Origin of the sequence: Phycicoccus sonneratiae, assembly GCF_016887965.1 — a bacterium.
Lineage (GTDB): Bacteria > Actinomycetota > Actinomycetes > Actinomycetales > Dermatophilaceae > Phycicoccus > Phycicoccus sonneratiae.
Genome location: NZ_JAFDVD010000013.1, coordinates 76,880 through 99,665, shown reverse-complemented (window position 1 = coordinate 99,665; position 22,786 = coordinate 76,880). Strand labels below are relative to the sequence as shown.

General features: G+C 74.0%; 21 protein-coding genes and 1 tRNA gene. 7 read left to right on the top strand and 15 right to left on the bottom strand.

The annotated features are described in order from the left end of the window. Window positions 1-5: 5 nt before the first annotated feature. From JQN70_RS12550 to JQN70_RS12530, 5 genes are read right to left on the bottom strand one after another with little or no spacing between them, the layout of a single operon-like run. Entirely contained in the window at window positions 6-1,457 is a 1,452-nt protein-coding gene (locus JQN70_RS12550) for a peptidoglycan D,D-transpeptidase FtsI family protein (protein ID WP_204131688.1), read from the bottom strand. Next, window positions 1,454-2,836: an FtsW/RodA/SpoVE family cell cycle protein gene (locus tag JQN70_RS12545; protein WP_204131687.1), complete on the bottom strand. Its 1,383-nt coding sequence runs from the start codon at window positions 2,834-2,836 to the stop codon at window positions 1,454-1,456. The genes JQN70_RS12550 and JQN70_RS12545 overlap by 4 nt, the downstream gene beginning before the upstream one ends. Next, window positions 2,833-4,236 carry a PP2C family protein-serine/threonine phosphatase gene (locus JQN70_RS12540; RefSeq protein ID WP_204131686.1) on the bottom strand — a complete coding sequence of 468 codons (1,404 nt, stop codon included), beginning with the start codon at window positions 4,234-4,236 and terminating at the stop codon, window positions 2,833-2,835. Before JQN70_RS12540 ends, JQN70_RS12545 begins: the two co-directional genes overlap by 4 nt. A 3-nt stretch (window positions 4,237-4,239) precedes the next feature. Beyond that, a complete protein-coding gene (locus tag JQN70_RS12535) occupies window positions 4,240-4,746 on the bottom strand; it encodes an FHA domain-containing protein FhaB/FipA (RefSeq protein WP_204131685.1) in 507 nt (168 codons plus the stop codon). A gap of 10 nt (window positions 4,747-4,756) precedes the next feature. Next, window positions 4,757-5,602: an FHA domain-containing protein gene (locus JQN70_RS12530; RefSeq protein ID WP_204131684.1), complete on the bottom strand. Its 846-nt coding sequence runs from the start codon at window positions 5,600-5,602 to the stop codon at window positions 4,757-4,759. A gap of 156 nt (window positions 5,603-5,758) precedes the next feature. On the opposite strand from JQN70_RS12530, the gene JQN70_RS12525 reads away from it, so the two are divergent. After that, window positions 5,759-6,742, top strand: a complete 984-nt coding sequence (locus tag JQN70_RS12525; RefSeq protein ID WP_239111525.1) for a pirin family protein — start codon at window positions 5,759-5,761, stop codon at window positions 6,740-6,742. 135 nt (window positions 6,743-6,877) lie between these two features. Further along, window positions 6,878-6,960, top strand: a tRNA-Leu gene (locus JQN70_RS12520). Between the two features lie 101 nt (window positions 6,961-7,061). On the opposite strand, the gene JQN70_RS12515 is transcribed toward JQN70_RS12520, so the two are convergent. Further along, window positions 7,062-8,258, bottom strand: a complete 1,197-nt coding sequence (locus JQN70_RS12515) for a sterol desaturase family protein (protein WP_204131683.1) — start codon at window positions 8,256-8,258, stop codon at window positions 7,062-7,064. Between the two features lie 54 nt (window positions 8,259-8,312). Continuing rightward, on the bottom strand, window positions 8,313-10,055 hold the full coding sequence (locus JQN70_RS12510) for a lipase family protein (RefSeq protein ID WP_204131682.1): 1,743 nt from the start codon (window positions 10,053-10,055) through the stop codon (window positions 8,313-8,315). Between the two features lie 484 nt (window positions 10,056-10,539). Between JQN70_RS12510 and JQN70_RS12505 the strand changes: the two genes are divergently transcribed. The 3 genes from JQN70_RS12505 (at window position 10,540) to bfr (ending at window position 12,752) form a co-directional block, all read left to right on the top strand. Continuing rightward, complete coding sequence (locus JQN70_RS12505; protein ID WP_307835958.1) at window positions 10,540-11,952, top strand: DNA polymerase IV; 1,413 nt, start codon at window positions 10,540-10,542, stop codon at window positions 11,950-11,952. 85 nt (window positions 11,953-12,037) lie between these two features. Further along, a complete protein-coding gene (locus tag JQN70_RS12500) occupies window positions 12,038-12,271 on the top strand; it encodes a (2Fe-2S)-binding protein (protein ID WP_204131680.1) in 234 nt (77 codons plus the stop codon). Continuing rightward, window positions 12,258-12,752 carry a bacterioferritin gene (gene bfr / locus JQN70_RS12495; RefSeq protein ID WP_204131679.1) on the top strand — a complete coding sequence of 165 codons (495 nt, stop codon included), beginning with the start codon at window positions 12,258-12,260 and terminating at the stop codon, window positions 12,750-12,752. The genes JQN70_RS12500 and bfr overlap by 14 nt, the downstream gene beginning before the upstream one ends. Window positions 12,753-12,808: 56 nt before the next feature. Here the strand turns inward: bfr and JQN70_RS12490 are convergent, their stop codons facing one another. Continuing rightward, window positions 12,809-13,264, bottom strand: a complete 456-nt coding sequence (locus JQN70_RS12490) for a MarR family winged helix-turn-helix transcriptional regulator (RefSeq protein WP_307835957.1) — start codon at window positions 13,262-13,264, stop codon at window positions 12,809-12,811. A gap of 56 nt (window positions 13,265-13,320) precedes the next feature. Between JQN70_RS12490 and JQN70_RS12485 the strand changes: the two genes are divergently transcribed. Then, window positions 13,321-14,517 (top strand): FAD-dependent monooxygenase, encoded by a 1,197-nt coding sequence (locus JQN70_RS12485; RefSeq protein ID WP_204131678.1) that lies wholly within the window; start codon window positions 13,321-13,323, stop codon window positions 14,515-14,517. A gap of 7 nt (window positions 14,518-14,524) precedes the next feature. On the opposite strand, the gene egtD is transcribed toward JQN70_RS12485, so the two are convergent. Together egtD and egtB are read right to left on the bottom strand one after the other, a co-directional pair. Continuing rightward, window positions 14,525-15,517 carry an L-histidine N(alpha)-methyltransferase gene (gene egtD / locus JQN70_RS12480; RefSeq protein WP_204131677.1) on the bottom strand — a complete coding sequence of 331 codons (993 nt, stop codon included), beginning with the start codon at window positions 15,515-15,517 and terminating at the stop codon, window positions 14,525-14,527. Then, window positions 15,514-16,830, bottom strand: a complete 1,317-nt coding sequence (gene egtB, locus JQN70_RS12475; RefSeq protein WP_204131676.1) for an ergothioneine biosynthesis protein EgtB — start codon at window positions 16,828-16,830, stop codon at window positions 15,514-15,516. The genes egtD and egtB overlap by 4 nt, the downstream gene beginning before the upstream one ends. A 217-nt stretch (window positions 16,831-17,047) precedes the next feature. Here egtB and JQN70_RS12470 point away from each other — a divergent pair, with 217 nt between their 5' ends. Then, window positions 17,048-17,674, top strand: coding sequence for a hypothetical protein (locus JQN70_RS12470; protein ID WP_204131675.1), 627 nt, complete (start codon window positions 17,048-17,050; stop codon window positions 17,672-17,674). Between the two features lie 82 nt (window positions 17,675-17,756). On the opposite strand, the gene JQN70_RS12465 is transcribed toward JQN70_RS12470, so the two are convergent. The 5 genes from JQN70_RS12465 to JQN70_RS12445 form a co-directional block, all read right to left on the bottom strand. Then, window positions 17,757-18,611, bottom strand: a complete 855-nt coding sequence (locus JQN70_RS12465; RefSeq protein WP_204131674.1) for a carbohydrate ABC transporter permease — start codon at window positions 18,609-18,611, stop codon at window positions 17,757-17,759. After that, window positions 18,608-19,471, bottom strand: coding sequence for a carbohydrate ABC transporter permease (locus JQN70_RS12460; protein ID WP_204131673.1), 864 nt, complete (start codon window positions 19,469-19,471; stop codon window positions 18,608-18,610). The genes JQN70_RS12465 and JQN70_RS12460 overlap by 4 nt, the downstream gene beginning before the upstream one ends. A gap of 107 nt (window positions 19,472-19,578) precedes the next feature. Next, window positions 19,579-20,883 (bottom strand): ABC transporter substrate-binding protein, encoded by a 1,305-nt coding sequence (locus JQN70_RS12455; protein ID WP_204131672.1) that lies wholly within the window; start codon window positions 20,881-20,883, stop codon window positions 19,579-19,581. 149 nt (window positions 20,884-21,032) lie between these two features. Then, complete coding sequence (locus JQN70_RS12450; RefSeq protein ID WP_307835956.1) at window positions 21,033-21,650, bottom strand: response regulator; 618 nt, start codon at window positions 21,648-21,650, stop codon at window positions 21,033-21,035. Further along, entirely contained in the window at window positions 21,647-22,780 is a 1,134-nt protein-coding gene (locus tag JQN70_RS12445) for a sensor histidine kinase (protein WP_204131670.1), read from the bottom strand. The genes JQN70_RS12450 and JQN70_RS12445 overlap by 4 nt, the downstream gene beginning before the upstream one ends. Window positions 22,781-22,786: the final 6 nt, after the last annotated feature.

Sequence of the window (22,786 nt, the reverse complement as noted above, 5' to 3'; positions counted from 1 at the left end):
CCTCATCACTTCAACCGCGCTTCCATCATCTGCTTCGCGATGGGCGCGGCGACCGCACCACCGCTCGTCTCGCTGCCGGCCGTGCCGCCGTCCTCGACGACGACCGCGACCGCGATCTTCGGGTCGTCCGCCGGCGCGAAGGAGATGAACCAGGCGTGCGCCCGGCGTCCCTTGCCGTGCTCGGCGGTACCGGTCTTGCCGGCGACCTTCGTGCCGCTGATCTGCGCGCGCCGGCCGGTGCCGTCGTCGACGACGGCGACCATCATGTCCGTGAGGGTCGAGGCCACCTCGGGCGTCACGGCCTCGGACAGCTCGGTCGGCTCGGCGCTCTCGATGACCGAGAGGTCGGAGCCGATGACCGACTGCACGAGGTAGGGCTGCATGACGACGCCCTGGTTCGCGACGCCGGCGGCGACCATCGCCATCTGCATCGGGGTGACCCGGACGTCGTACTGCCCGATGGCCGACTGCGCGAGCTGCGGCTGGTCGAGCTCGGCCGGGACGCTGCTCGGGGTGACCCGCATCGGCACGCTCGGGGCGTCGCCGAAACCGAACTTCGCGGCCTGCTCGCGCAGCGCGTCGGCGCCGAGCTTCATGCCGAGGTCGCCGAAGGCGGTGTTGCACGAGACGACGAGGGCCTGCTCGAGGCTGACCTTCCCGCTGGGGCTGCACGCGCCGCCGTCGTGGTTCGGCAGGGTCGTGTCGGTGAGGGGCAGGTCGAGCTCGGCGGGGCCGGGCAGCTCGGAGTCGGCGGCGTAGTCGCCGCTGGACAGGGCGGCGGCAGCCGTGACGACCTTGAACACCGAGCCCGGCGGGTAGAGGTCGCCGCCGATCGCCCGGTTGACGAGCGGGCGGTCGCTCTCCTTGGTCAGCGCCTGGTAGTTCTTGTCGACCGTGCCGAGGTCGTGGCCGGCCACCGTGTTCGGGTCGAAGCTCGGGTTGCTGACCATCGCGAGGATCGCACCGGTCTTCGGGTCGAGGGCGACGGCGGCACCGCGGGCGTCGCCCAGCCCGTCGGCCGCGGCCTTCTGGACGGCGGGGTCGAGGGTCGTCTCGAGCGTGGCGCCCGAGGGCCGGCGACCCGTGAAGAGGTCGGAGACGCGGCGGTAGAAGAGCTTGTCGCTGGCGCCCGACAGCAGCGAGTTCTCGGACTGCTCGAGGCCGCCGACCGCTCCGAAGAACGAGTAGAAGCCGGTGACGTGGGCGTAGAGCTCGGGGTCGTCGTAGGTGCGCTGGTACTTGAACTCGTCGTCGGTGGGGACCGACTTGGCGACCGGGTTCTGCCCGACGAGGATCTCGCCGCGCTCGCGGGCGTACGTGGCGAGCAGCGTGCGGCGGTTGTCCGGGCGGCCGTTGAGGTCGGACGCGAACACGTACTGGATGAGGGTCGTCGAGACGAGCAGCGCGGCGAAGAGCGCGGCGACGAGGAAGGAGAGGCGGCGGACGGGGGTGTTCACGGCAGCTTCACCACCTCGGTGCGGGCCTCGGCCACGGCGCTGCCGGCCGCCGGGTCGGGCAGCGGGCGGCGGGCGTGGTCGGAGATGCGCAGGAGGATCGCGACGAGGGTCCAGTTCGCGAGCAGCGAGGAGCCGCCCGAGGAGAGGAACGGCGCGGTGAGGCCGGTCAGCGGGATGACGCGGGTGACCCCGCCGACGACGACGAAGCACTGGAGGGCCAGCGAGAACGACAGACCGGCGGCGAGCAGCTTGCCGAAGCCGTCGCGCGTGCCGAGGGACGTGCGCAGCCCGCGCTCGACGAGCAGCGCGTAGAGCACGAGGATCGCGAACAGCCCGATCATGCCGAGCTCCTCGCCGAAGCTCGGGATGATGAAGTCGGACTCGGCGAGGTAGGTGAGGTCGGGCCGGCCGCGGCCGAGGCCGGTGCCGAACATCCCGCCCGCGGCCATCCCCATGAGGCCCTTGGCGAGCTGGTCGGAGGTGTCGAGCGCTTCCGGGCTGAAGGTGTGCAGCCACAGCAGCACCCGCGTCTGGACGTGTCCGAAGATCAGGTACGCGACGTACGCGCCGGCCCCGAAGAGCCCCAGGCCGATCGCGATCCACGACACCCGCTCGGTGGCGACGTAGAGCATCGCGACGAAGAGGCCGAAGAACAGCAGCGAGGACCCGAGGTCCTTCTCGAAGACGAGCACGCCGAGGCTGGCCAGCCAGGCGATGAGGATCGGCAGCAGGTCGCGGGCTCGCGGGAAGGTCATCCCGAGCACCTTGCGGCCGGCGACCGACAGGGCGTCACGGGTCTGCACGAGGTAGCCGGCGAAGAACACGGCCAGCGCCAGCTTGGCGATCTCACCGGGCTGGAAGGAGAACGACCCCACCCGGATCCAGATGCGGGCACCGAACTGCTGGTTGCCGATTCCCGGGACGAGCGGCAGCAGGAGCAGGGCGAAGCCGACCGCACCCGCGAGGAAGGTGTACCGCCGCAGCAGCCGGTGGTCGCGGACGACGACGAGCACCGCGGCGGCGATGGCGACCGCGAGCGTGCTCCACATCAGCTGGCGCAGCGCGACGCCGTCGGAGATGTCGCGTCCCTCGGCGATGTCGACGCGGTGGATCATCACGAGACCGAGGCCGTTGAGCAGCGTGACGATGGGGAGGATGAGCGGGTCGGCGTACGAGGCCCGCCAGCGCAGGACGACGTGGAAGGCCAGGGCGACGCCGAGGTAGCCGAGGCCGAGCGCGGCCAGGCCCGGGGGCACCGAACCGGTCGTCGCGAGACCGAGGTTCACGTACGCGAGCCCGACGATGGCCACCGCGTCCAACGTGAGGACGAGCTCGGTGGTGCGCCCGGACCGGGGGGCGACGGAGGAGACGACGCTCACGACGGCGGAGGGGTGGTCGGGCTGGACGAGGGCAGGTCGTTCGGGAGCGCGGGGACCGTCGCCGTGGCACCGGGCGAGACCGAGGCCGTCACCGAGGCGGACGGCGTGGGCGTCGGGGTCGGCTGGGCCCAGGTGCTGGGGACGGTGCGGCAGGGCTCGTCCTGGCTCTGGGCGTAGCGGCAGGCGGCGGCCTGGAGGCGCAGGTCGGCCACCCGCTCGTCGGCCTCGCTGCGGCTGCCGACGTCGATGCCGCGGCGGATGCTCTCCTGGTAGGACGCGGGGAGGTCGTCGACCGAGATGGTCGTCGAGTACTCGGTGGCGGACAACGAGATCGGGCCGAGGTCCTGGTCGACGCCGCGGAACACGGTGACGATGCCGTCCTGGTCGGCGAGGTAGTACTGGCGCTGCGACCAGGCGTAGGCCGCGTACGAGCCGCCGGCGAGGACGACGACGGCGACGACGAGCGCCGCGGCGACCCGCAGCGCGAGACCGCCCCGGGTGCGGGGACCCTCCTCGGCGAGCGTGACGCCCTCGTCGTGGTCGCCGCTGCCGGTGGCCTCCTGGGTGAGGGCCGCCGCCTTGGCCGCGGGCGTCACGGGGATGGGCCGGGTGCCGGAGCGGCGGGCCGCGGCGGCTCCGACGACCTGCGGCTGGGTGGGCGGGGCCTCCCGGCGGGAGATGTCGACGAGGTCGCCGACGACGACGGTGACGTTGTCCGGGGCGCCGGCCCGCAGGGCGAGGGCGACGAGCCGGTCCGCGCACTCGCCGGGGTCGGCGGTGCCGGTGAGGACGCCCTCGACGGTGTCGCGCGCGACGTAGTCGGTGAGGCCGTCGGAGGCGATGAGGTACCGGTCGCCGGCCTTGCCCTGGCGCACGACGAGGTCGGGCTCGTCGTCGTCGGCCCCGGTGAGGACGCGGGTGACGAGGGAGCGCTGCGGGTGGGTGGTCGCCTCCTCGGGCGTGATGCGGCCCTCGTCGACGAGGTTCTGGACGAACGAGTGGTCCTTGGTCACCTGGGTGACCTCGCCGTCGCGGACGAGGAAGGCCCGCGAGTCGCCGATGTGGGCGAGGACGATGCGGTCGCCGGTGCGCAGCATCGCGATGAGCGTCGTGCCCATCCCGTCGAGCTTGGGGTCCTCGTGGACCCGGTCGCCGATCTCGCTGTTCGCGGCGTGGATGCGGTCGAGGAGGGCCTGGCCGGCGTCGCGCCCGGAGAGCGACTCGCCGTCGAGGCCGACGAGGGCCGCGACGACGGTCGAGCTCGCGACGTCGCCCCCGGCGTGCCCGCCCATCCCGTCGGCCATCGCGAGCAGGTGGGGGCCGGCGTAGCCCGAGTCCTCGTTGTTGGACCGGACCATGCCGACGTCGGAGCGCGCTGCGTAGTGGAAGGCGAAGGGCATCGGCTACCTCTGGAGCTCGAGCATCGTCTGCCCGATCCGCAGGACGCTGCCCGCGGCCACCTCACGCGGCTCGGTGAGCCGCGTCGCCCCGAGGTAGGTGCCGTTGGTCGACCGGAGGTCCTCGACGAGCCAGGTGCCCCGGTCGTCCTGGAAGATGCGCGCGTGCCGGCCCGAGGCGTAGTCGTCGTCGAGGACGAGGGCGCACTCGGGGCTGCGGCCGATGAGCGTGCCGGCCGGGCGCAGCGGCAGCGTGGTGCCCGAGAGCGGTCCGGCGGTGACGACGAGCCGGGTCGGGCCCTTCTTCGAGGGTCTGGCCGGCTTCGCGCCCTTGCCGCGCCGGCCCTCGATGCCCTGCGGCGGGGTGGACGGACGGTTGGGGGACGCGGCGGCGCGCTTGTTGACCCGGGTGCCGTAGAGGTCGCCGCGCAGCACGCCGACGACCGCGAAGACGAACGCCCACAGCCCGACGAGCAGCCCGAGCCGGAGCACGGTGAGGGTCAGCTCGCTCATCATCGCGAGGTCACCTCCGCCCGGCGCGGAAGGTGATGGAGGTGCGGCCGACGGTGATGCGGTCGCCGTCCTCGAGGTGCGTGCTCGTGATGCGCTCGCCGTTGACGAAGGTGCCGTTGGTCGAGCCGAGGTCGCGGGCGGTGGTGACGAAGTGCGGGCCGTCGGTGGTGACCCGCAGCTCGCTGTGCCGGCGGGAGATGCCGGGGTCGTCGAGGATGATGTCGGCGCTGTCGTCGCGGCCGAGGATGGTCATCGCGCCCATGAGCGGGTAGCGCTCGCCGTCGACGTCGAGCCACGGCCGGTCGGCGGGGTTGACCCGGCGCGGGCGGGCCGGCGGGGCGGCCTGCTGCTGGTTCGGGCGGGTCGGGCCGTCGTCGGCGTCGGCCTCGTCGTGGGCGGCGGCAGCAGCGGCGACGGCCTGCGCGGGACCGGGCGAGGGCTGCGGGCGGACGGGACGCTGCTGGCCGGTGAGGCCGGTGGCCCGCGGGCGGCTGGCCTTGCTCGGTCGCAGCCGGAAGACGCCGGTCTCGAGGTCGTCGTGCTCCTCGAAGACGATGTCGATGGGGCCGGCCGGCTGGTAGTGCTGGCCCTCGCAGTGCTCCTCGGCGGCCGCGACGAGGTCGTCCTCGACGTTCTTGAGGTCGGGCTGGAGGCGGTCGAAGTCGCCCGGGCTCAGCTCGATGACGAAGACGTTGGGGACGATCGCGCGCCCCGAGGAGGTGACGGCGCGGTCGTCCATCGCGCGGCGGATGTTGCTCGCGATCTCGACGGGGTGGACGGCCGAGCGCAGGTGCCGGGCGAAGGTGCCCTGCACGGCACGCTCGATGCCCGCCTCGAGGCGGTCGAGCAGGCCCACGGCGCACCTCCCTCGTCGGTCGCGGGTCACAGACGTCCGCCCAGCGTATCTGCCGACACTGGGTGAGCCCTGAAGGGCGTGCGCGGGACGTGTGGCGGTCTCGTGGAGGGGTCGCGTCGGAGGTGGGGGGCGCGCGCCGGTGCGTACCGTGGGGGGATGGTGGCCTCGGTGCAGGTGCTGCGTCCCCGGGAGGTGCCCCTCGGCGGGCCCCGCGCGATGACCGTGCGGCGCACGCTGCCGGCCCGCGAGCGCTCGTTCGTCGGGGCCTGGTGCTTCGCCGACCACTACGGGCCCGACGACGTCGCGACGAGCGGCGGGATGGACGTCGCGCCGCACCCGCACTGCGGCCTCGCGACGGTGTCGTGGCTGTTCAGCGGCGAGGTCGAGCACCGCGACTCGCTGGGGACGGTGGCCGTGGTGCGACCGGGCGAGGTCAACCTCATGACCGCCGGGCGGGGCATCTCGCACTCGGAGGTGTCGACGCCGGCGACGTCGGTGCTGCACGGCGCGCAGCTGTGGGTCGTGCTGCCGTCGTCCGCGGCGGGGGCCGAGCCGCGCTTCGAGCACCACGTGCCGGCGGTGGTGCGCCCGGCGCCCGGGGTGGAGGCGCGGGTGTTCGTCGGGTCGCTGTGGGGGTCGTCGTCGCCGGTGCGCGTCGAGACGCCGCTGCTCGGGGTCGAGGTGGTGCTGGCGGGTGCTGCGTCCGTGGCGGTGCCGGTGCCGGACGGGTTCGAGCTGGGGGTGCTCGTCGACTCGGGGTCGGTGCGCGTGGACGGGCAGGACGTCGAGCCGGCTGCGCTCGCGGTGCTCGAGGCGGGCGTGACCTCCGTGGTGGTCGAGGCCGGGGGCGAGGGGGCGCGGGTGCTGCTCCTCGGCGGCGAGCCGTTCCGCGAGGAGGTCGTCATGTGGTGGAACTTCATCGGCCGCTCGCACGAGGAGGTGCTGGCCGCCCGGGAGGAGTGGGAGTCCGGGGCGGCCGGCGGGGTGGCCGGTGCGTTCGGGCGGGTCGAGGGGTACGTGGGGCCGGTGGCGCGCATCCCGGCGCCGGCCCTGCCCGGCGTGCGGCTGCGGTCGCGGGGCAACCGTCGGCGCGGGGACGGGTCGGCGACACCGGTCGTCGAGGCGCCCCCGCTGTCCTGACGGCCCCGACCGCTCGGTCGAGGTGAAACCCGACCGGGAGGTGGTCGTCTTTCACCTCGAACCGCGGGGTGGGGCCGGGCGTTTTGTCCGAAGCGGGGTGCATCGGGCACACTGGGACGGCTCATCGAGCACCACGCGCAAGTGGCGGAACGGCAGACGCGCTGTCTTCAGGTGGCAGTGTCCTTACGGGCGTGGGGGTTCAAATCCCCCCTTGCGCACTGAACGCGAACGACCCCGACACGCTTGTCCGTCGGGGTCGTTCACGTTCGATGGACAGGTGGGACGTGGGAGGAGCGGCGAGGAACGAGCCGGGTCCGGGCTAGCCCGCGACGGGGGCGGCCGGCGCGGGTTCCATCGCGGGGTCGCCGGCGGCCGCGAGCTCGCGGTGCCGGTCGTAGGCCCAGCCCGGGCCACGCAGGAGGAAGGACCAGCGGTCCCCCCAGGTGCGTGACCCGGCGATGTCGCGGCCGATGTCGCGCCACTCGTGCGTCGCGATCGTCACCGGGTCGAACGTGTCGATGTTCTTCGTCAGGCCGTAGACGACCGGCTCGTCCTCCTCCTCGAACGTGCCGAAGAGCTTGTCCCACACGATGAGGATGCTGCCGTGGTTGCGGTCGAGGTAGCGCGAGTTCGAGCCGTGGTGCACCCGGTGGTGCGACGGGGTGTTGAGCACCTTCTCGAGCCACCCGATCGAGCGGACGGCCTCGGTGTGGATCCAGAACTGGTAGATGAGGTTGAGCGCGCGGGCGTTCTCGATGACGCTGGGCCGCACCCCGACCAGCGCGAGCAGGCCGTAGGGGACGCTCATCGTCAGGCCCTCGGCGACGGGCTGGCGCAGCGCGGTCGAGAGGTTGTAGCGCTCGCTGCTGTGGTGGACGACGTGCATCGCCCAGAGCCAGCGGCTCTCGTGGTTGAAGCGGTGGTTCCAGTAGTAGATGGCGTCCCAGCCGAGGATGGCGACGGCGTTCGCGAGCAGACCGGTGCCGAGGTCGCGCTTGGTCAGGGCGAAGAGCCGCGTGCCGCTCGTCTGGGCGGACCAGGTGGTCGCCACGGTCAGCGCGGTCGAGGCGACGGCCGCCACGGCCATCCCGCCGGTCACCCGGCGCAGCGCCGGGGGCTCGCCGACGGACGACTCGCCCACCGGGGACTCGGGGCGCCGCACCTGGCGCGCGGCCTCGGGGATGGTCCCGGCCTCGGGCAGACCGCCGCCGGCCCGGTGGCGCCGGACGACGTCGAGCACCGTGGTCGCCGCCGACGCCGCGACGGCCGTCCCCATCAGCCACCGGGCCCGGCGGCCGACGCCGGGGGTGACCGGGTCGAGCAGGCGCTGGGCGACGAACGGGGCGATGAGGCTGCCGACGCCCATCGTCAGGCTCGCGACCGTGTCGGCGAGCTCGTAGTCGCCGGCGCGAGTGGTACCCGCGGGAGCCGGGTGGCGCTTCTGCCATCGGTACTCGGCGGCCATCGCCCCGACGAAGGCGGGGATGGCGAGGACGGTGAGGTCGGGCCGCTTCATCCGCGGCACCTTACCCGCGGGTAACCCGTCCTGCCCGCCGATGTGAACGGCGCCTCAGCCGCAGGTGTCGGTCGGGGCCTCGCCGGCGAGGCGCTGCGTCGTCCACTCGAGGAGCTCGGGGATGGCCGGGGAGTCCGGCTCGACGAGCGGCACGTGGTCGCGACCGCCGTAGACGCGGTAGTCGACCTGCTGCCCGGCCGCGCACCGGCCCTCGACGTAGGCATCCTGTGCGCTGCGCACGACGAGGGAGTCGTCGGCGCCCTGGCCGATGAGCAGCGGGGCCTCGATGCGCCCCGTCGGGATGTTCTCGCGCAGCCGCGTCGCGAAGGCGCCCCGGTTCGGGTCGCCGGCCCAGATCGGCTTGTCGAGCGAGAGGGCCGTCGCGACCGACACGAGGGTGCTCGGCTCGGCGAGGCAGCGCTGGGCCATCTCGCGGACGATCGGCTGCGCGCCGGGTCGGACGTACTCGCGGTAGGTGACGTCGTCGTACCGCCTCGTGTAGGCGTCGACGACGTAGGAGGCGAACAGCTCGCCGCCGGTGACGTCGGGCAGGTGGTCGACGAGGGCGGGCAGGTTGCTCGCCGGAGCGAGGGCTGCGACGCCCTCGATGTCGAGCTCGGGGGCGTAGGTCGGCGCGAGCACCCCGGTCCACAGGGCCGCGTGGCCGCCCTGGCTGTGACCCCAGACGACCGTCTGCTCACCGAGGCCGGCGTCGGTCAGCTGGTGGGCGGCACGGATCGCGTCGAGCACCGAGCGGCCCTCGCCCTGCCCGATGAGGTACGGGTGCGGGCCCGTCGTCCCGAGGCCGACGTAGTCCGTGCCGACGAATCCCCATCCGTTGGCGAGGACCTTGTCGAGGGTGAAGAAGGCGCCGGCCTCGAACGGGTCGATGACGGTGGGTGCGCACCCGGGTGCTGCTCCGGTGGTCCCGTGCGCCCAGGCGATGACGGGGATCGGGCCGCTGCGCTGTCGCGGCACGACGACGAGGCCGCTCGCGAGGGCCGGGACGCCCTCGTCGCGGGTGGTCGTGTAGAGGATGCGCCAGGCCTGGGCGTCGTCGGGGATCTTCGTCGTGTACGGCTCGCTGCGCAGCAGGCGGCCGGGCTCCGACGGCACGGACGAGGGTGCGGTGTAGAAGGCGTCCGGGGTGGGGGCGGCGCGGTTGAGCGAGAGGCTCACGAGGACGAGCAGCACGGCGACGACGGCGGCGATCGCGTTGCCCAGCAGCCGGACCCACGGACCCCACCGTCCCGTCGTGGTCGCGCGCACCGGGCGCACGGCCCGCCAGACGAGGCGGGCGCCGAGGAGCACGAGCCGCACGCCGACGAGGACGCCGATGACGACGACGCTGACGTCCGGCCAGGCCAGGGCGAGGAGGCCGAAGAGCGTGGAGGACGCTCCGCCGAGGAGGGCGTTCCAGCGCTCGACGCCCCGTTCGCGGCGGGCCCCCCACACCTCGAGGACGCCGCCGATCAGGAGGGTGAGGCCGACGACGACGATGACGGCCCTGACCCCGGCGCCCGTCCAGAGGACCAGGGCGAGGGCGCCGAGCGCGTAGACGCCGGCGCGGGCGACGGCGAAGCGGCGCAGCGTCGGCCCCTCCGGGAGGTCGACGAGCTCGGAGACGGCGGCGACGACGAAGCCGGCGAGGAGCAGGAGGAGCAGCAGCGCGAGGGAGGTGAAGGGGCGGGTCGCGAGCCAGCCTCCGACGAGCACGGCGAGGACCCCGACGACGGCGACGACGGCCCGCGGAGGTCCCGACGTGCGCGAAGCGGAGGAGGCGGGAGCGTCGCCCATGGTCCGAGGGTAGGGACTGCGGGGGTCGGTGACCAGAGCGCTCGCCGTGGGCGGCCGGCGGGGGTGGAGGGCCCGGAGGGTTCCGGGGGCTCGGGGGCTCGGGCCAGGGGGTGTGTCGAGTCCTCTCGGTTGAGTCGAGATGTGGTGCAACCGAGAGGGGATCTGAGAGGAGTGTCGGCCCGGGACTCTCGGTTGCCCCGGGATGTGAAGCAACCGAGAGGGGACGTGAGAGGAGTGTCGGCCCGGGACTCTCGGTTGCCCCGGGATGTGAAGCAACCGAGAGGGGATGTGAGAGGAGTGTCGGCCCGGGACTCTCGGTTGCCCCGGGATGTGGTGCAACCGAGAGCAGTCGGAGACCCACACCTCCTGGTCGACCCGTGCAGGACCTCGGCGACCGCCCGGCCCATCGCCGCGCTCGTGCTCCGGCCGCGCCCCCGCCTGCCACCCCGCCCGCCCCGTCGGCTCCCGGAGGCAGACTGGATCCGTGCGCTCGCGGCCGGTGATCCTCCACCTGGACCTCGACGCCTTCTTCACCGCCGTCGAGCAGCTGCACAAGCCGTCGCTGCGCGGCAAGCCCGTCGTCGTCGGCGGGGTCGGCGGCCGAGGGGTCGTCTCCACCGCCTCGTACGAGGCCCGCGCGTTCGGCGTCCACTCCGCGATGCCCACGGCCGAGGCCCGCCGCCGCTGCCCCCACGCCGCCTACCTCAGCCCGCGCTTCGAGGCCTACCGGGACGCCTCGGTACGCGTCATGGACCTCGCCCGCGCCGTGACCCCCCTGCTCGAGCAGGTCTCCATCGACGAGGCGTACCTCGACCTCACCCCGGCCCATCCGGACGCCACGGTCGAGTCCGTCACGGCCCTCGTCGAGGACCTGCGCGCCGGCATCCACGCCGCGACCGGGCTCACCGCGTCCGTCGGCGCCGGCACGAGCAAGCTCGTCGCGAAGATCCACTCCGACCTCGCCAAGCCCGACGGCCTGCTCGTCGTCCCGCCCGGCACGGAGGCCGAGCGCCTGGCCCCGATGTCGGTCCGGGCCATCCCCGGGGTCGGTCCGGCAACCGCGGCCCGGCTCACGGCGCACGGTGTCGGGACGGTCGGCCGGCTCGCGGCGCTCGACCTCGGCGAGGCGGTGGCCCTCCTCGGGAAGGCGCACGGCACGCAGCTGCACGCCTTCGCCCACGGCGTCGACGACCGTGAGGTCGTCACCGAGCGCGCGGCCAAGTCGGTCTCCGCCGAGACGACCTTCCCCACCGACGTCACCGACCGGGTCACCCTCGGCCGGCACGTGCGCGAGCTGACGGCCCGGGTCGGGCGGCGCCTGCGCGCCGACGGGCTCTCCGGCCGCACCGTCGTCCTCAAGGTCCGCCGTCACGACTTCAGCACCCTCACCCGGTCGACGACCCTCGACCAGCCGACCGACGACGACGCCGCCGTCGTCCGTCACGCCGAGCGCCTCCTCGCGGGCCTCGACGTCTCGAACGGGTTGCGGCTCATCGGGGTCGGCGTGTCCGGGCTCTCGCTCTACACCCAGCCGGACCTGCTCGACGGCCTCCTCGACGAGACCCTCGCGCCCGTGCGGACGACGGCCGAGGACTTCGACCGCCCGGACGCCGGGGGCGCGGACGACCCCGACCCGAGCCCTGACGTCGAGCTCGTCGACACCTCCGGTCCCCCGACCGGTCGCCCGACGTGGCGCCCGGGCCAGGACGTACAGCACGCCGAGCACGGGAGGGGATGGGTGCAGGGCAGTGGGGTCGGGCGGGTCACCGTCCGCTTCGAGGGGCCGGGCACCCCGGTCGGCCGCGTCCGGACCTTCGCCGACGACGACCCCGACCTCGTCGCCACCGACCCCCCACGGTGGCCCGCTCAGGACGACCACATCACGGACGATTATTAGGTGAGCCTCACCTACCTGTGGTTAGGTGGCCCTCACCACCGCGCGACCGGCGTGCGGAGGGCCGTGCCCCGGGAGGAGGTCGACCGTGATCGTCTGCCACTGCAAGGTCGTCAACGACGCCGCGATCACGCGCGCGGTCGACGACGGCGCCACGACCCTCGCCGAGGTCTGCCGGGCCACCGGCGCCGGCACCGACTGCGGCGGCTGCGTCTTCACGGTCAAGGCCCTCGTCTGCGAGCATGACGTCAGCCGGGCCCGCACGATGGACGACCTGCGGACCCTGACCGTCGACGAGGAGACCATCCGTGCAGCCAGTTGACCGCCGTGTCGTCGAGCTCTTCAACGAGGCCCTGACCTTCGAGCTCACCGTCACGAACACGTACTTCCTCCACGCCCGGATGCTCGACAACTGGGGCTTCACCAGGCTCGGCAAGGTCTTCTACGACCTGTCCATCGACGAGATGCGCGACGCCGACGCCCTCATCAACCGGATCCTCTTCTTCGAGGGCCACCCGAACGTCCAGAAGCTCGGGGCGATCACCGTCGGCGAGAGCGCCGAGGAGATGCTGCGGCTCGCGCACGCCAGCGAGCTCGCCGCCGTCGCGCAGTTCAACGCGGCGGCCAAGGAGTGCCACGACCTCGGTGACCACGGCTCGGCCTCGATCTTCGAGGAGATGGTCCGCGACGAGGAGCGGCACGCCGACTTCTTCGAGTCCCAGCTCGAGGCCATCGAGCGGATCAGCATCCAGCAGTACCTCGCCCAGCACATGGAGGCGGGCACCGGCCCCACCCCCGAGTGAGGTCGCGACACCCCGAGGGCCCGTCCGCACCGGACGGGCCCTCGTCGCGTCCCGGGTCAGGTGGTGCGGAGCCGCTCGGCGTGCCGCTCGGTCATCTCCCGCATCCGCTCGAGGAGCCCGGCCATCACCCGCAGCTGGGCGTCGGTGACGCCGTCGAACAGCTCCTGGCCCTCCGCGACCAGCGGGGCGTACATCGCGTAGGTCGAGCGCGAGCCCTCGTCGGTCATCCGGACGAGGACCCGGCGGCGGTCGGACTCGTCGCGCACCCGCTCGACGAGCCCGCGCGCCTCGAGGCGGTCGATGAGGGCCGTGGTCGCGGCGGGTCGCAGCCCCGTGGCGGTCGCCAGCGTGCCGGCGGTCTTCGGGCCGTCGACGAGCCAGTCGAGGCACCGCAGGTCGGCCGGGCCGAGGTCGAGGGCCCGACCGACCGCGTCGTCGTAGGCCTGGACGCTGCGCTGGTAGCGCTGCATCGCGTCACCGAGCGCGGCGACGAGTTGACTGCGTGCGTCCACCGACCTACTCTTTCGAATATCGAACTATTTGATCATCGTACGGAAGGGGTGTCGGGATGAGGCTACTCGTCGTCGGAGGAGGGGTCGCCGGGGCGGCCACCGCGCTCGCCGCCCGGCGGGTGGGGCTCGACGTCACCGTGCTCGAGCGGCGTGCGGCGGTCGACCGGGACGCGGGCTCGTGGATCACGCTCGCGCCCAACGGACTCGACGTCCTCGACCGGCTCGGTGTGCTCGACGCCGCCCGGGCGGTGGGATGGCCCGGCCACACGAACCGGCTGCTCGCCTCCGGAGGGCGGGTGCTCGGCGAGGTCCCGTTGGGCACCCCGCTGGCCGGCGGCTCGGTCGCCCTGACGATGAAGCGGTCGGCCCTCTCGGCCCTGCTCGTCGACGCCGCGGTGGCCGCCGGCGCCGACCTGCGGCTCGGGGCGGCGGCCGCGTCGGTCGAGGTGGGCACCGGTGGCGGGACACCGGCCGCGGTGCTCGCCGACGGGTCGCGGCCGACCGGTGACGTCCTCGTCGGGGCCGACGGCGTGTGGTCGCGGGTCCGGCGCGCCCTCGACCCCGGGGCGCCCGCTCCGCGCTACGTCGGGATGGTGAACTTCGGGGGCGTCACGGCCGACACCGACTGGAGTGAGCGCCTCGCGCCCGGGGCCTGGCACTTCGTCTTCGGCCGGCACTGCTTCACCGGGGCCTTCCCGCTGACCGACGGGCGGGTCGTCTGGTTCGTCAACGAGCCGCGTCCGCAGGTCACGGCGGACGAGCGGGCGGCGACCTCGGAGGCGCGGTGGCGCGACCACCTCGCGGACCTGGCCTCGGCCGACGTGGGGCCGGCCGCCGAGCTCGTCGCCGCCGGGCGCCTCGAGCTGGCCGGCGACAACACCCACGACCTCGCCCGCGTGCCGACCTGGCACGGCCCGGCGAGCGTGCTCGTCGGCGACGCGGTGCACGCCCCGGCGCCGAGCAGCGGCCAGGGCGCCGCGATGGCCCTCGAGGACGCCGCCGTGCTCGTCGACCTGCTGCGCCACCGGGGCCTCGCGGGGCTCCCGGCGTACGAGGCCGGGCGTCGCCGCCGGGTCGAGGGCATCGTGCGGGCCGGCGCGCGGACGACGAGCGCGAAGATGCCCGGACCGGTCGGCCGGGTCGTGCGTGACGCCTTCCTCCGGGGGCTGGCGGCCTCCGGGGTGATGGCCCGGGAGGTCCTCGGCACGACCGCGCACCGGCTCGACGCCCACCTCCTCGAGCCGGCGCGCTGACCCGCGCTCAGGTCCTCCGCGCGAGGGTGAGCGCGAAGTCGCCGGCCGGGTCGGTCCAGGTGTGCGTGACCCCGAACCCGGCGTCGGCGAGCTCGGCGGCGATGCCCTCGGGCCGGAACTTCGTGGAGATCTCGACGCACAGCTCCTCGCCGGTGGCCAGCTCGACGACGAGGTCGGCGCCGGGCACCCGGACGACCGACGGCTCCTCGGCCCGCAGCCGCATGTCGATGCGCTCCATCCGCGCATCCCAGAGCGGGGCGTAGCTGAAGGCGCCCGGGTCGAAGTCGGCACCCAGCTCGCGGTTGACGACCGTGAGGCAGTTGCGGATGAACGCCTCGGTGACGCCGGCCGAGTCGTCGTAGGCCGCGACGAGCCGGTCGACGTCCTTGACGAGGTCGGTGCCGAGCAGCAGCCACTCGCCGGGGTCGAGGGAGTCGGCGAGGGCCCCGAGGAAGGCCCGCCGCTCCTCGACGTAGAAGTTGCCGATCGTGCTGCCGAGGAACGCGACGAGCCGCCGGTCCCCGCGCGGCAGGTGCCCGAGGTGCAGGGTGAAGTCGCCGACGACCGCCTCGACGGCCATCCCGGGGTAGCGCTCGCTGAGCATGACCGCCGCCTGCCGCAGGGTGGCGTCGGAGACGTCGACGGGGACGAACCGCCGCAGCGGGCCGTGCGGGCGCTCCGCGGAGCGGAAGGCGTCGAGGAGGGTGCGGGTCTTGTCGCTCGTGCCGCTGCCGAGCTCGACGAGGGTGGCGGCGTCGCAGGCCGCGGCGATCTCGTCGGCGTGCGCCGCGAGGATGGCCCGCTCGGCCTCGGTGGGGTAGTACTCCGGCAACCGCGTGATCTCGTCGAAGAGCCGGGCGCCGACGTCGTCGTAGAGCCACTTCGGGGGGAGCCGGCGCGGCCGCCCGCCGAGCCCTCGGCGGACGTCGTCGACGAGCGACCCGCTGGCCCAGTCGGGGTCGAGGAGGACGGTGACCCGGGGCTCGAGCGCGCCGCTCACGCGACCTCCCCCGGCGTGGGACGCGGGGCTCCGCCGTCGGCGAGCCGCACCCCGGTGAGGGCCCACCGCGAGCCGTGCGGGAAGAAGTTGCGGTACGTGAGCCGGGCGTGGGCCGGCGAAGTGAGCGCGCAGCCGCCGCGCAGGACCATCTGGTTGGACATGAACTTCCCGTTGTACTCGCCGATGGCGCCCGCCGGCGGGTGGAAGCCGGGGTAGGGGTGGTAGGCCGAGGCCGTCCACTCCCAGCAGTCGCCGTAGACCTGGCGCAGCCGGTGGCCGTCGCAGGCGGGCCCCGCGGGCCCGGGGTGGTAGTGCTCGAGGTCGGCGAGGTTGCCGCCGGAGTGGGCGGCGTCGGCCTGCCCGTCGGCGACGACGGCGTGCTCCCACTCGCCCTCGGTGGGCAGCCGCTTGCCTGCCCAGGTGGCGAAGGCCTCGGCCTCGTAGAAGCTGACGTGGCCGACCGGCAGGCCGGGGTTGACCGGCCAGGTGCCGTGGAGGGTGTGCTCGAGCCAGACGCCGTCGTGCTCGACCCAGTACAGGGGCGAGCGCCAGCCCTCGGCCCGCACCCGGGCGATGCCGTCGGAGAGCCACAGCTCGGGGCGCTCGTACCCGCCGTCGGCCATGAACTCGAGCCACTCGGCGTTGGTGACGAGCCGGTCGGCGAGCCGGTAGGGCTCGAGCCACTGCCGGTGGCGGGGGAGCTCGTTGTCGAACGAGAAGCCGGCGCCCTCGTGGCCGACCTCGACCAGCCCGCCCTCGACCTCGACCCAGCCCATCGGGTCGGGCTCGACCGGCTCGTGCGGCCGCCCGGCGTAGACCGGCTCGAGGGGGTTGCGGGACAGTACGTGCTTGATGTCCATAAGGAGCAGCTCCTGGTGCTGCTGCTCGTGGTGGAAGCCGAGCTCGATGGTGGCCGTCAGCTTCTCGAGGGCGCCCTCGTCGAGGGTGGCGACGAGCTCGCGGACGCGCTCGTCGACGTTGCCCCGGTAGAGCCCGACGTCGTGCGCGCCCGGCCGGGTGACGAGGCCGCGGTCGGGGCGGGAGTAGCGCGGCCCGACGCTCTCGTAGTAGCTGTTGAAGAGGAACCAGTACCGGTCCTGGAAGGGCCGGAAGCCGGGCTCGTTGCCGTCGAGGACGAAGGTCTCGAAGAACCACGTGACGTGCGCTCGGTGCCACTTCGTCGGGGAGACGTCGGGCATCGACTGGACGGTCTGGTCCTCGGGGGAGAGCGGGGCGGCGAGGCGCTCGGTGTGGGCGCGCACCTCGTCGAAGCGGGTGGTCAGGCTGGGGGCGTCCCATGTCGAGGTGGACATGGTCGGTGCTCCTCTCGGTCGGTGCCGGTCGGACGTGCCGTCCATCCTCACCCACACCACCGACAGGCGGGCCGCGAGTACCGGTCGGATCCGAGGATCGTCACCCGTCCGTCACCGGGATGACACCTGTCACGCCCTCCCGGTGACGCTCGCCCCTGCCGCGGGCCCCCGCCCGTCGCGGAGGGTGGGTCTGACCCCTGCAGAGAGGACCGCCCCGATGACGAGCACGCGCCCGGCGTCGCCCCCGGCCGACCCCGAGGTCGACCCCGGGGGCCACCCTCGGCCCGAGGAGCGCTCACGCGGCCTGTGGTCGCCCCTGCACCCCCAGGTGATCGGTGCTCTCGTGGGCGCGTCGGGTGGCACCGCCTTCGTGCTCGCCAACCGGGGCGCGCTCCCCGACCCGTGGCCGACCGTGGCGCTGCTCGCGTGGCTGGTCGCCCTCGCCGGCTGGGCGTGGACCGTCCTCCTGCGCCCCCGGCACCTCCCGCCGATCGCCCCGGCCCGCCCCGGCGCCGGCGTCGTGTACGTCGTGTCGGTCGCGGGGATGCTCGCCGGCTTCGCGGCCGGCCGGGTGCTCCTCGAGGCCGCCGGGCACCCCGGGCTCATGCCCGCCGTCGTCGTCGTCGCGGTGGGCCTGCACTTCGTCCCCTTCGCGCGGGCCTTCCGGGCGCCGGTGTTCGGCGTCCTCGGGTGGACCCTCGCCGCCGTCGGCTTCGCCGGCCTCCTCCTCGGGCTCGCGCTCGGGGCCGGCGCCGCTGCCCTCGCGGCCGTCCTCACCGGCCTCGTGATGCTCGGGGTCATGGCCCTCGACGCCGTCCGTCCCGCCGTCGAGCCCAGCGCCTGAGACCCCCGGGCGGCGGCGCGTCGGAGGGGGCGCGCCGCCCCGGGACACGACCCCGCGGCGTCTGCCGGGCGCGCGACCGGGATCAGCGGATGCCGGTGCGCGAGAACCCCTCGACGAAGTACCGCTGGGCGAGCAGGAAGAGCAGCACCATCGGCGCGACCGTGATGAGGGCGAAGGCCATCGTCCCGCCGTAGTCCGACCCGAGCTGCCCCTGCAGGTACAGCAGCCCGATGGGCAGGGTGTAGAGGGCGTTGTCCTGCAGGGCGACGAGCGGCCAGGCGAGGTCGTTCCACGACGCCAGCAGCGTCATGAAGAACAGCACCGCGAGGAGCGGCCGGCTGAGCGGCAGGACGATCGACCGGAAGATCCGGAGGTGCCCGGCGCCGTCGACCCGGGCCGCGTCGAGGAGCTCGCGCGGGATCGCGAGGACGAACTGCCGGGCGAGGAAGGCGCCGAAACCGCTGGCCGCCGTGGGGAGGATGACCGCCCAGTAGCTGCCGAAGAGGCCCATGGAGGTGACGATCCGGAACAGCGGCACCATGATCACCTGCAGCGGGATCATCACCGTCGCCACGGTCAGCAGGAACAGCGCCGTCGACCCGGGGAAGCGCAGCTGGGCGAACGCGTACCCGGCGAGCATGCTCACGGTCACCGACAGCACCGCCACCGTGAGGGAGATGGCGACCGAGTTGCCGACCCACGCGGCGACCGGGAAGGCGTCGAGCACGCGCCGGACGTTCTCCAGGGTCAGCTCGCGGGGCACGAGGCGCAGGGTTCCCCCGAGCAGCTCGGAGCGCGAGGAGAACGCGACGACGACCATCCAGTACAGCGGGAAGAGCGTGACGAGCGCGATGACGACGGCGGCCGCCAGGCGGGCGGGCAGCCACCGGTCGCGACGCCGACGTCGCTGCGGCACAGGGGAACCGACGGCACTCATCCGACGAGGTCCCTCGTGCGGCTCGATCGCCAGCGCAACCACGTGAAGGCGAGGCTGACGACGAGGAGGAAGACGCCGATGGTCGCCGCGTACCCCTGGTCGCGGACGACGAAGCCGTTGTCGTACGCGTAGGTGACGAGCACCGTCGTCGCGTTGCGTGGCCCGCCGCCGGTGAGGACGAAGACGATGTCGAACACCTGGAACGAGTACACGACGTTCATGACGACGAGGAAGAACGACGAGGGCCCGAGCATCGGGACGACGACGTGCCGGAACCGCTGCCAGGGCCCGGCACCGTCGAGGGTGGCGGCCTCGAGGAGCTCGCGGTTGATGCCCTGGAGGCCCGCGAGGTAGATGAGCATGTTGAAACCGGTTCTCCACCAAAGGGTCACGAGCACGACGGTGACGAAGGCCGCCGTGCCTCCGGACTGCCAGCTGACGGCCGGGAGCCCCAGCGCCCGGAGCACCGAGTTGGCGAACCCGCTGTTCTCGTCGAACACGAGCACCCCGACGAGGGCGGTCGCGACGCCGCTCACGGCCATCGGGAGGACGAGCACCGAGCGGAAGAGACCGCGGGCGGGAAGCACCGAGTTGAGGAGCACCGCGGCGCCCAGCCCGAGGGCCATCGACCCCGGCGTCACGACGAGCGTGAAGAGCACGGTGTTGAGCGTCGCCCGCCAGAACACCGGGTCGCCGAAGAGCCGGACGTAGTTGTCGAACCCCACCCACACGCCGTCGCCGAAGCCGTTGGTGCGCTGCAGGCTCAGGGCCGCGGCACCGGCCAACGGCACGAAGACGAAGGTCCCGAGGAGCAGCAGGCTCGGCGCGAGGAAGCCGTACGCGGTCAGGGCCTCGGTCACCGCACCCCGCCGCGGGGCGCGCGGGCCGCGGTGCGGCGCAGGCGGGACCGCACCGACCGTCGCGCCCGTCGAGGTCGACGGGGCCGGGGCGGAGGTGCCGGTGCTGCTCACTGCTTCGTGGCCGCGCCGATGCCGTCGGCGAGGTTGCGCACGGTGGTCGCGGCGTCCTGGTCGCCGACGAACGCCTCCTCGAGCTGGTCCTTGAGCACGGTGATGATCGCCGACATCGACGGCGACGCCACCTGCCCGGAGTCGCGGGGCAGGACGGCGCCGGCCTGCGCGACGAACACCGGTGAGAGCTCGGGACGCACGGCGAACTCGATGCCCTGCTCGACGAGGTCGGCACGCGTCGGGAGCAGCGACGCGCCCGCGCAGAACTCCTCCATCTGCTGCTTCTCGGTGACGTGGGTGAGGAAGCGGGCGACGAGTGCCGGGTCCTTGGCGCCCTTCGTGGCCACGAGGGCGTTGCCGCCGAAGTCGCCGGCGGAGCGGGCGTTGCGCGGCGGGAACGTGACGCCCCACTCGAAGTCGGCCGTGCTCGTCGCGTCCGGGACGAGGAACGCCCCGCCGAAGTTCATCGCGGTCGTGCCGGAGTACCAGAGGTCGGCGGCCAGCGTCGACGACTTCACCGAGCTGTTCGGCGGCACGAGGCCGTCCCGGAAGAAGCCCTGGGTGAACTCGACGGCCGCGCGGCCGGCGTCGGAGTCGATGGCCGGCGTCGTGAGGTCGTCGGCGAGGAACCGGCCGTCGGCCTCGAAGAGCCAGCTGAGCCAGCGGGTGACGCCGTTGCCCTGCCAGTTGTACGCGAAGGGCCACTTGTCGTCGGGGAGGTTCTGCCGCAACCGCTTCGCGACGGCCTCGAACTCCTGCCACGTCCAGGCGTCCTCGATGCGGGTGGGCACGTCGGTGACCCCGGCCGCCTCGAGCAGATCGACGTTGTAGAGGACGACCGAGGTGTCGGTGTGGTGCGGCACGCCGTAGGGCTTGCCGCCGTTCTGCACCGCGGCCCACGCCTGGGGGGTGAACCGGTCCGAGAACCCGCCCTCGAGGTGCGCGGAGAGGTCGAGCAGCTGACCGCGACCGGCGTAGCTGCCGAACGTGTAGTACGGGACGCGGAAGACGTCCGGCGCCTGGCCGGCCTGGAGCTGGGCGTCGATGGTCGTGAACATCTGGTCGTACGGAACGGCGTTCAGCCGCACCGTGACTCCGCTGTTGGCCTGCTGGAAGCTGGTGATGGCGGCCCGGAGCCCGGTCAGCTCGGCGTCGGTCCCCCAGGTCGTGAAGGTGATGGTGCCGGACGCGTCCGACCCCTCCTCACGGCCCGAGGTGGAGAAGCCCCCGCAGGCGGCGAGGGCGAGGGGCGCCGTCGCGGCTCCGGCGGCGGTCAGGAGCTGGCGTCGGGAGAGGGGCATCGGGCCTCCGTGGTGGCGTGGGGGCTGGGGACGCCTGCGGCACGCTTCTCGACCACGGACCCGGTGACGCTACCCGGCGACGCCACCGGCGAACCGTCGGCCGGTCCCCGCGCTGCCCGTGCTGTCGAAGGTCGGGAGCGCCGGCCCGGTCAGAGCCAGCCGCGGCGTTCGGCCACGGCGAAGGCCTGGGCGCGCGAGGTGGCGTCGAGCCGGGTCATCGCGTTGCTGAGGTAGTTGCGGACCGTCCCGCGCGACAGGTGCAGCTCCGTGGCGATGTCCTCGGTGCTGCGGCCGAGCCCCACGAGCCGCAGGACGTCGACCTCGCGCTCGGTGAGCGGGCTCGGGCCGCTGCGCAGGGCCTCCACGGCGAGGTCCGGGTCGATGGCCGTGCCCCCGGCGGCCACGGTGCGGATGGCCTCGACGAGCCGGGTCGCGGTGGTGGTCTTGAGCAGGTAGCCGCGGGCCCCCGCCGCGAGCGCCCGCTGGAGGTGGCCCGGCCCCTCGAGGGCGGTGAGGAGGAGGACCGCGCAGTCGCGGACCTCGGCCGCGGCCTCGATGCCGGTCGCGCCGGGGAGGTCGACGTCGAGCACGGCGACGTCGGGCCGGAGGCGGTCGACGGCCGCGCGCACCTCGTCGCCCCGCGCCACCCGGCCGACCACCTCGAACCCCGGCTCGGTGCCCAGGAGCGCCTCGAAGGCCTCGGCGACGAGGTCGACGTCCTCGGCGATGAGGATGCGCAGGTGCTCCGGCGCCGCGGCGCCGTTCACGCCGGGGCCCCGGCGGCGTCGTGCGCGGGGGCCGGGACCGACGCCGGCACGCGGCATCTGACCCGGAACCGTCCGGACGGCTCGTGCCCGGCCTCGAGCGCGCCTCCGGCCGCGGAGGCCCGCGCCGCGAGGTCGGCGAGCCCGGTGCCCCGGTGGCCCGCGCTCGCGGACGCCCCGTCGTTGACGACGACGAGGACCACGGCGCCGGCCTCCTCGTGGACGCCGACCTCGACCCACGAGGCGCGGGCGTGCTTGAGGACGTTGGTGACGCACTCGCGCAGCACCCGGGCGCCGAGGCCGTCGAGGGCCGCCGGGGCCGCGGCGGCTCCGGTGTCGACCGAGCAGCGGACGCCGAGCCGCTCGAGGATGTCGCGCGCGGCGTCGAGCTCGTCCTGGAACCCGGTCACGGACCCGCCCCCGGTCAGGCCGCGCAGCTGGGAGCGTCCCTCGCCGACCATCCGCGTCACCTCGTCGAGCTGCTCGCGGCACCGAGCGGGGTCGCGGTCGAGCAGCCGGGAGGCCGTCTGCACGCGCAGGCCGACGGCGACCAGCGTGCGCCCGAGGACGTCGTGGAGGTCGCGCGAGATGCGGTGCCGCTCCTCGTCGACCCGCAGCCGGGCGACCGTCTCGCGGGCCCGCGCGAGCTCGGCGACGACGAGCGCGAGCCGGGTGAGCACGTAGAGCAGCAGGCCGATCGCCGCGACGACGACGAGGAGGAAGGAGGCGAGGAACGGGTTGACCCCCTCGCGGAGCATGAAGGCCCCGAGGGCGACGGTGAAGCCCACCCCGGCGGCGGCCAGCCGCCGGCCCGAGAGCAGGAGGCCGACGGTGCCGAACACGAGCGCCGCCGCCAGCCAGGCCCCGGCGACGAACGCGGCGCCGGCGGCGAGGACGGTGACCCAGGGCACCCAGCCGGGGACGGCGGCGTCCCGCAGGGTGCGGCGCTGGACGAGGAGGAAGAACCCGGCGCCGACCAGCCCGCCGACCACCCCGACCCCGCGCTGGACCGGCCCGAGCTCGGTGGAGACCTGCGTGAGCATCGACAGCGTGCCCTGGACGAGGACGACGAGGACGACCGCCCACGACGCGACGACGGCGATGCGCGCGTCGGCACTGCCCCGGACCCTCATCGTCAC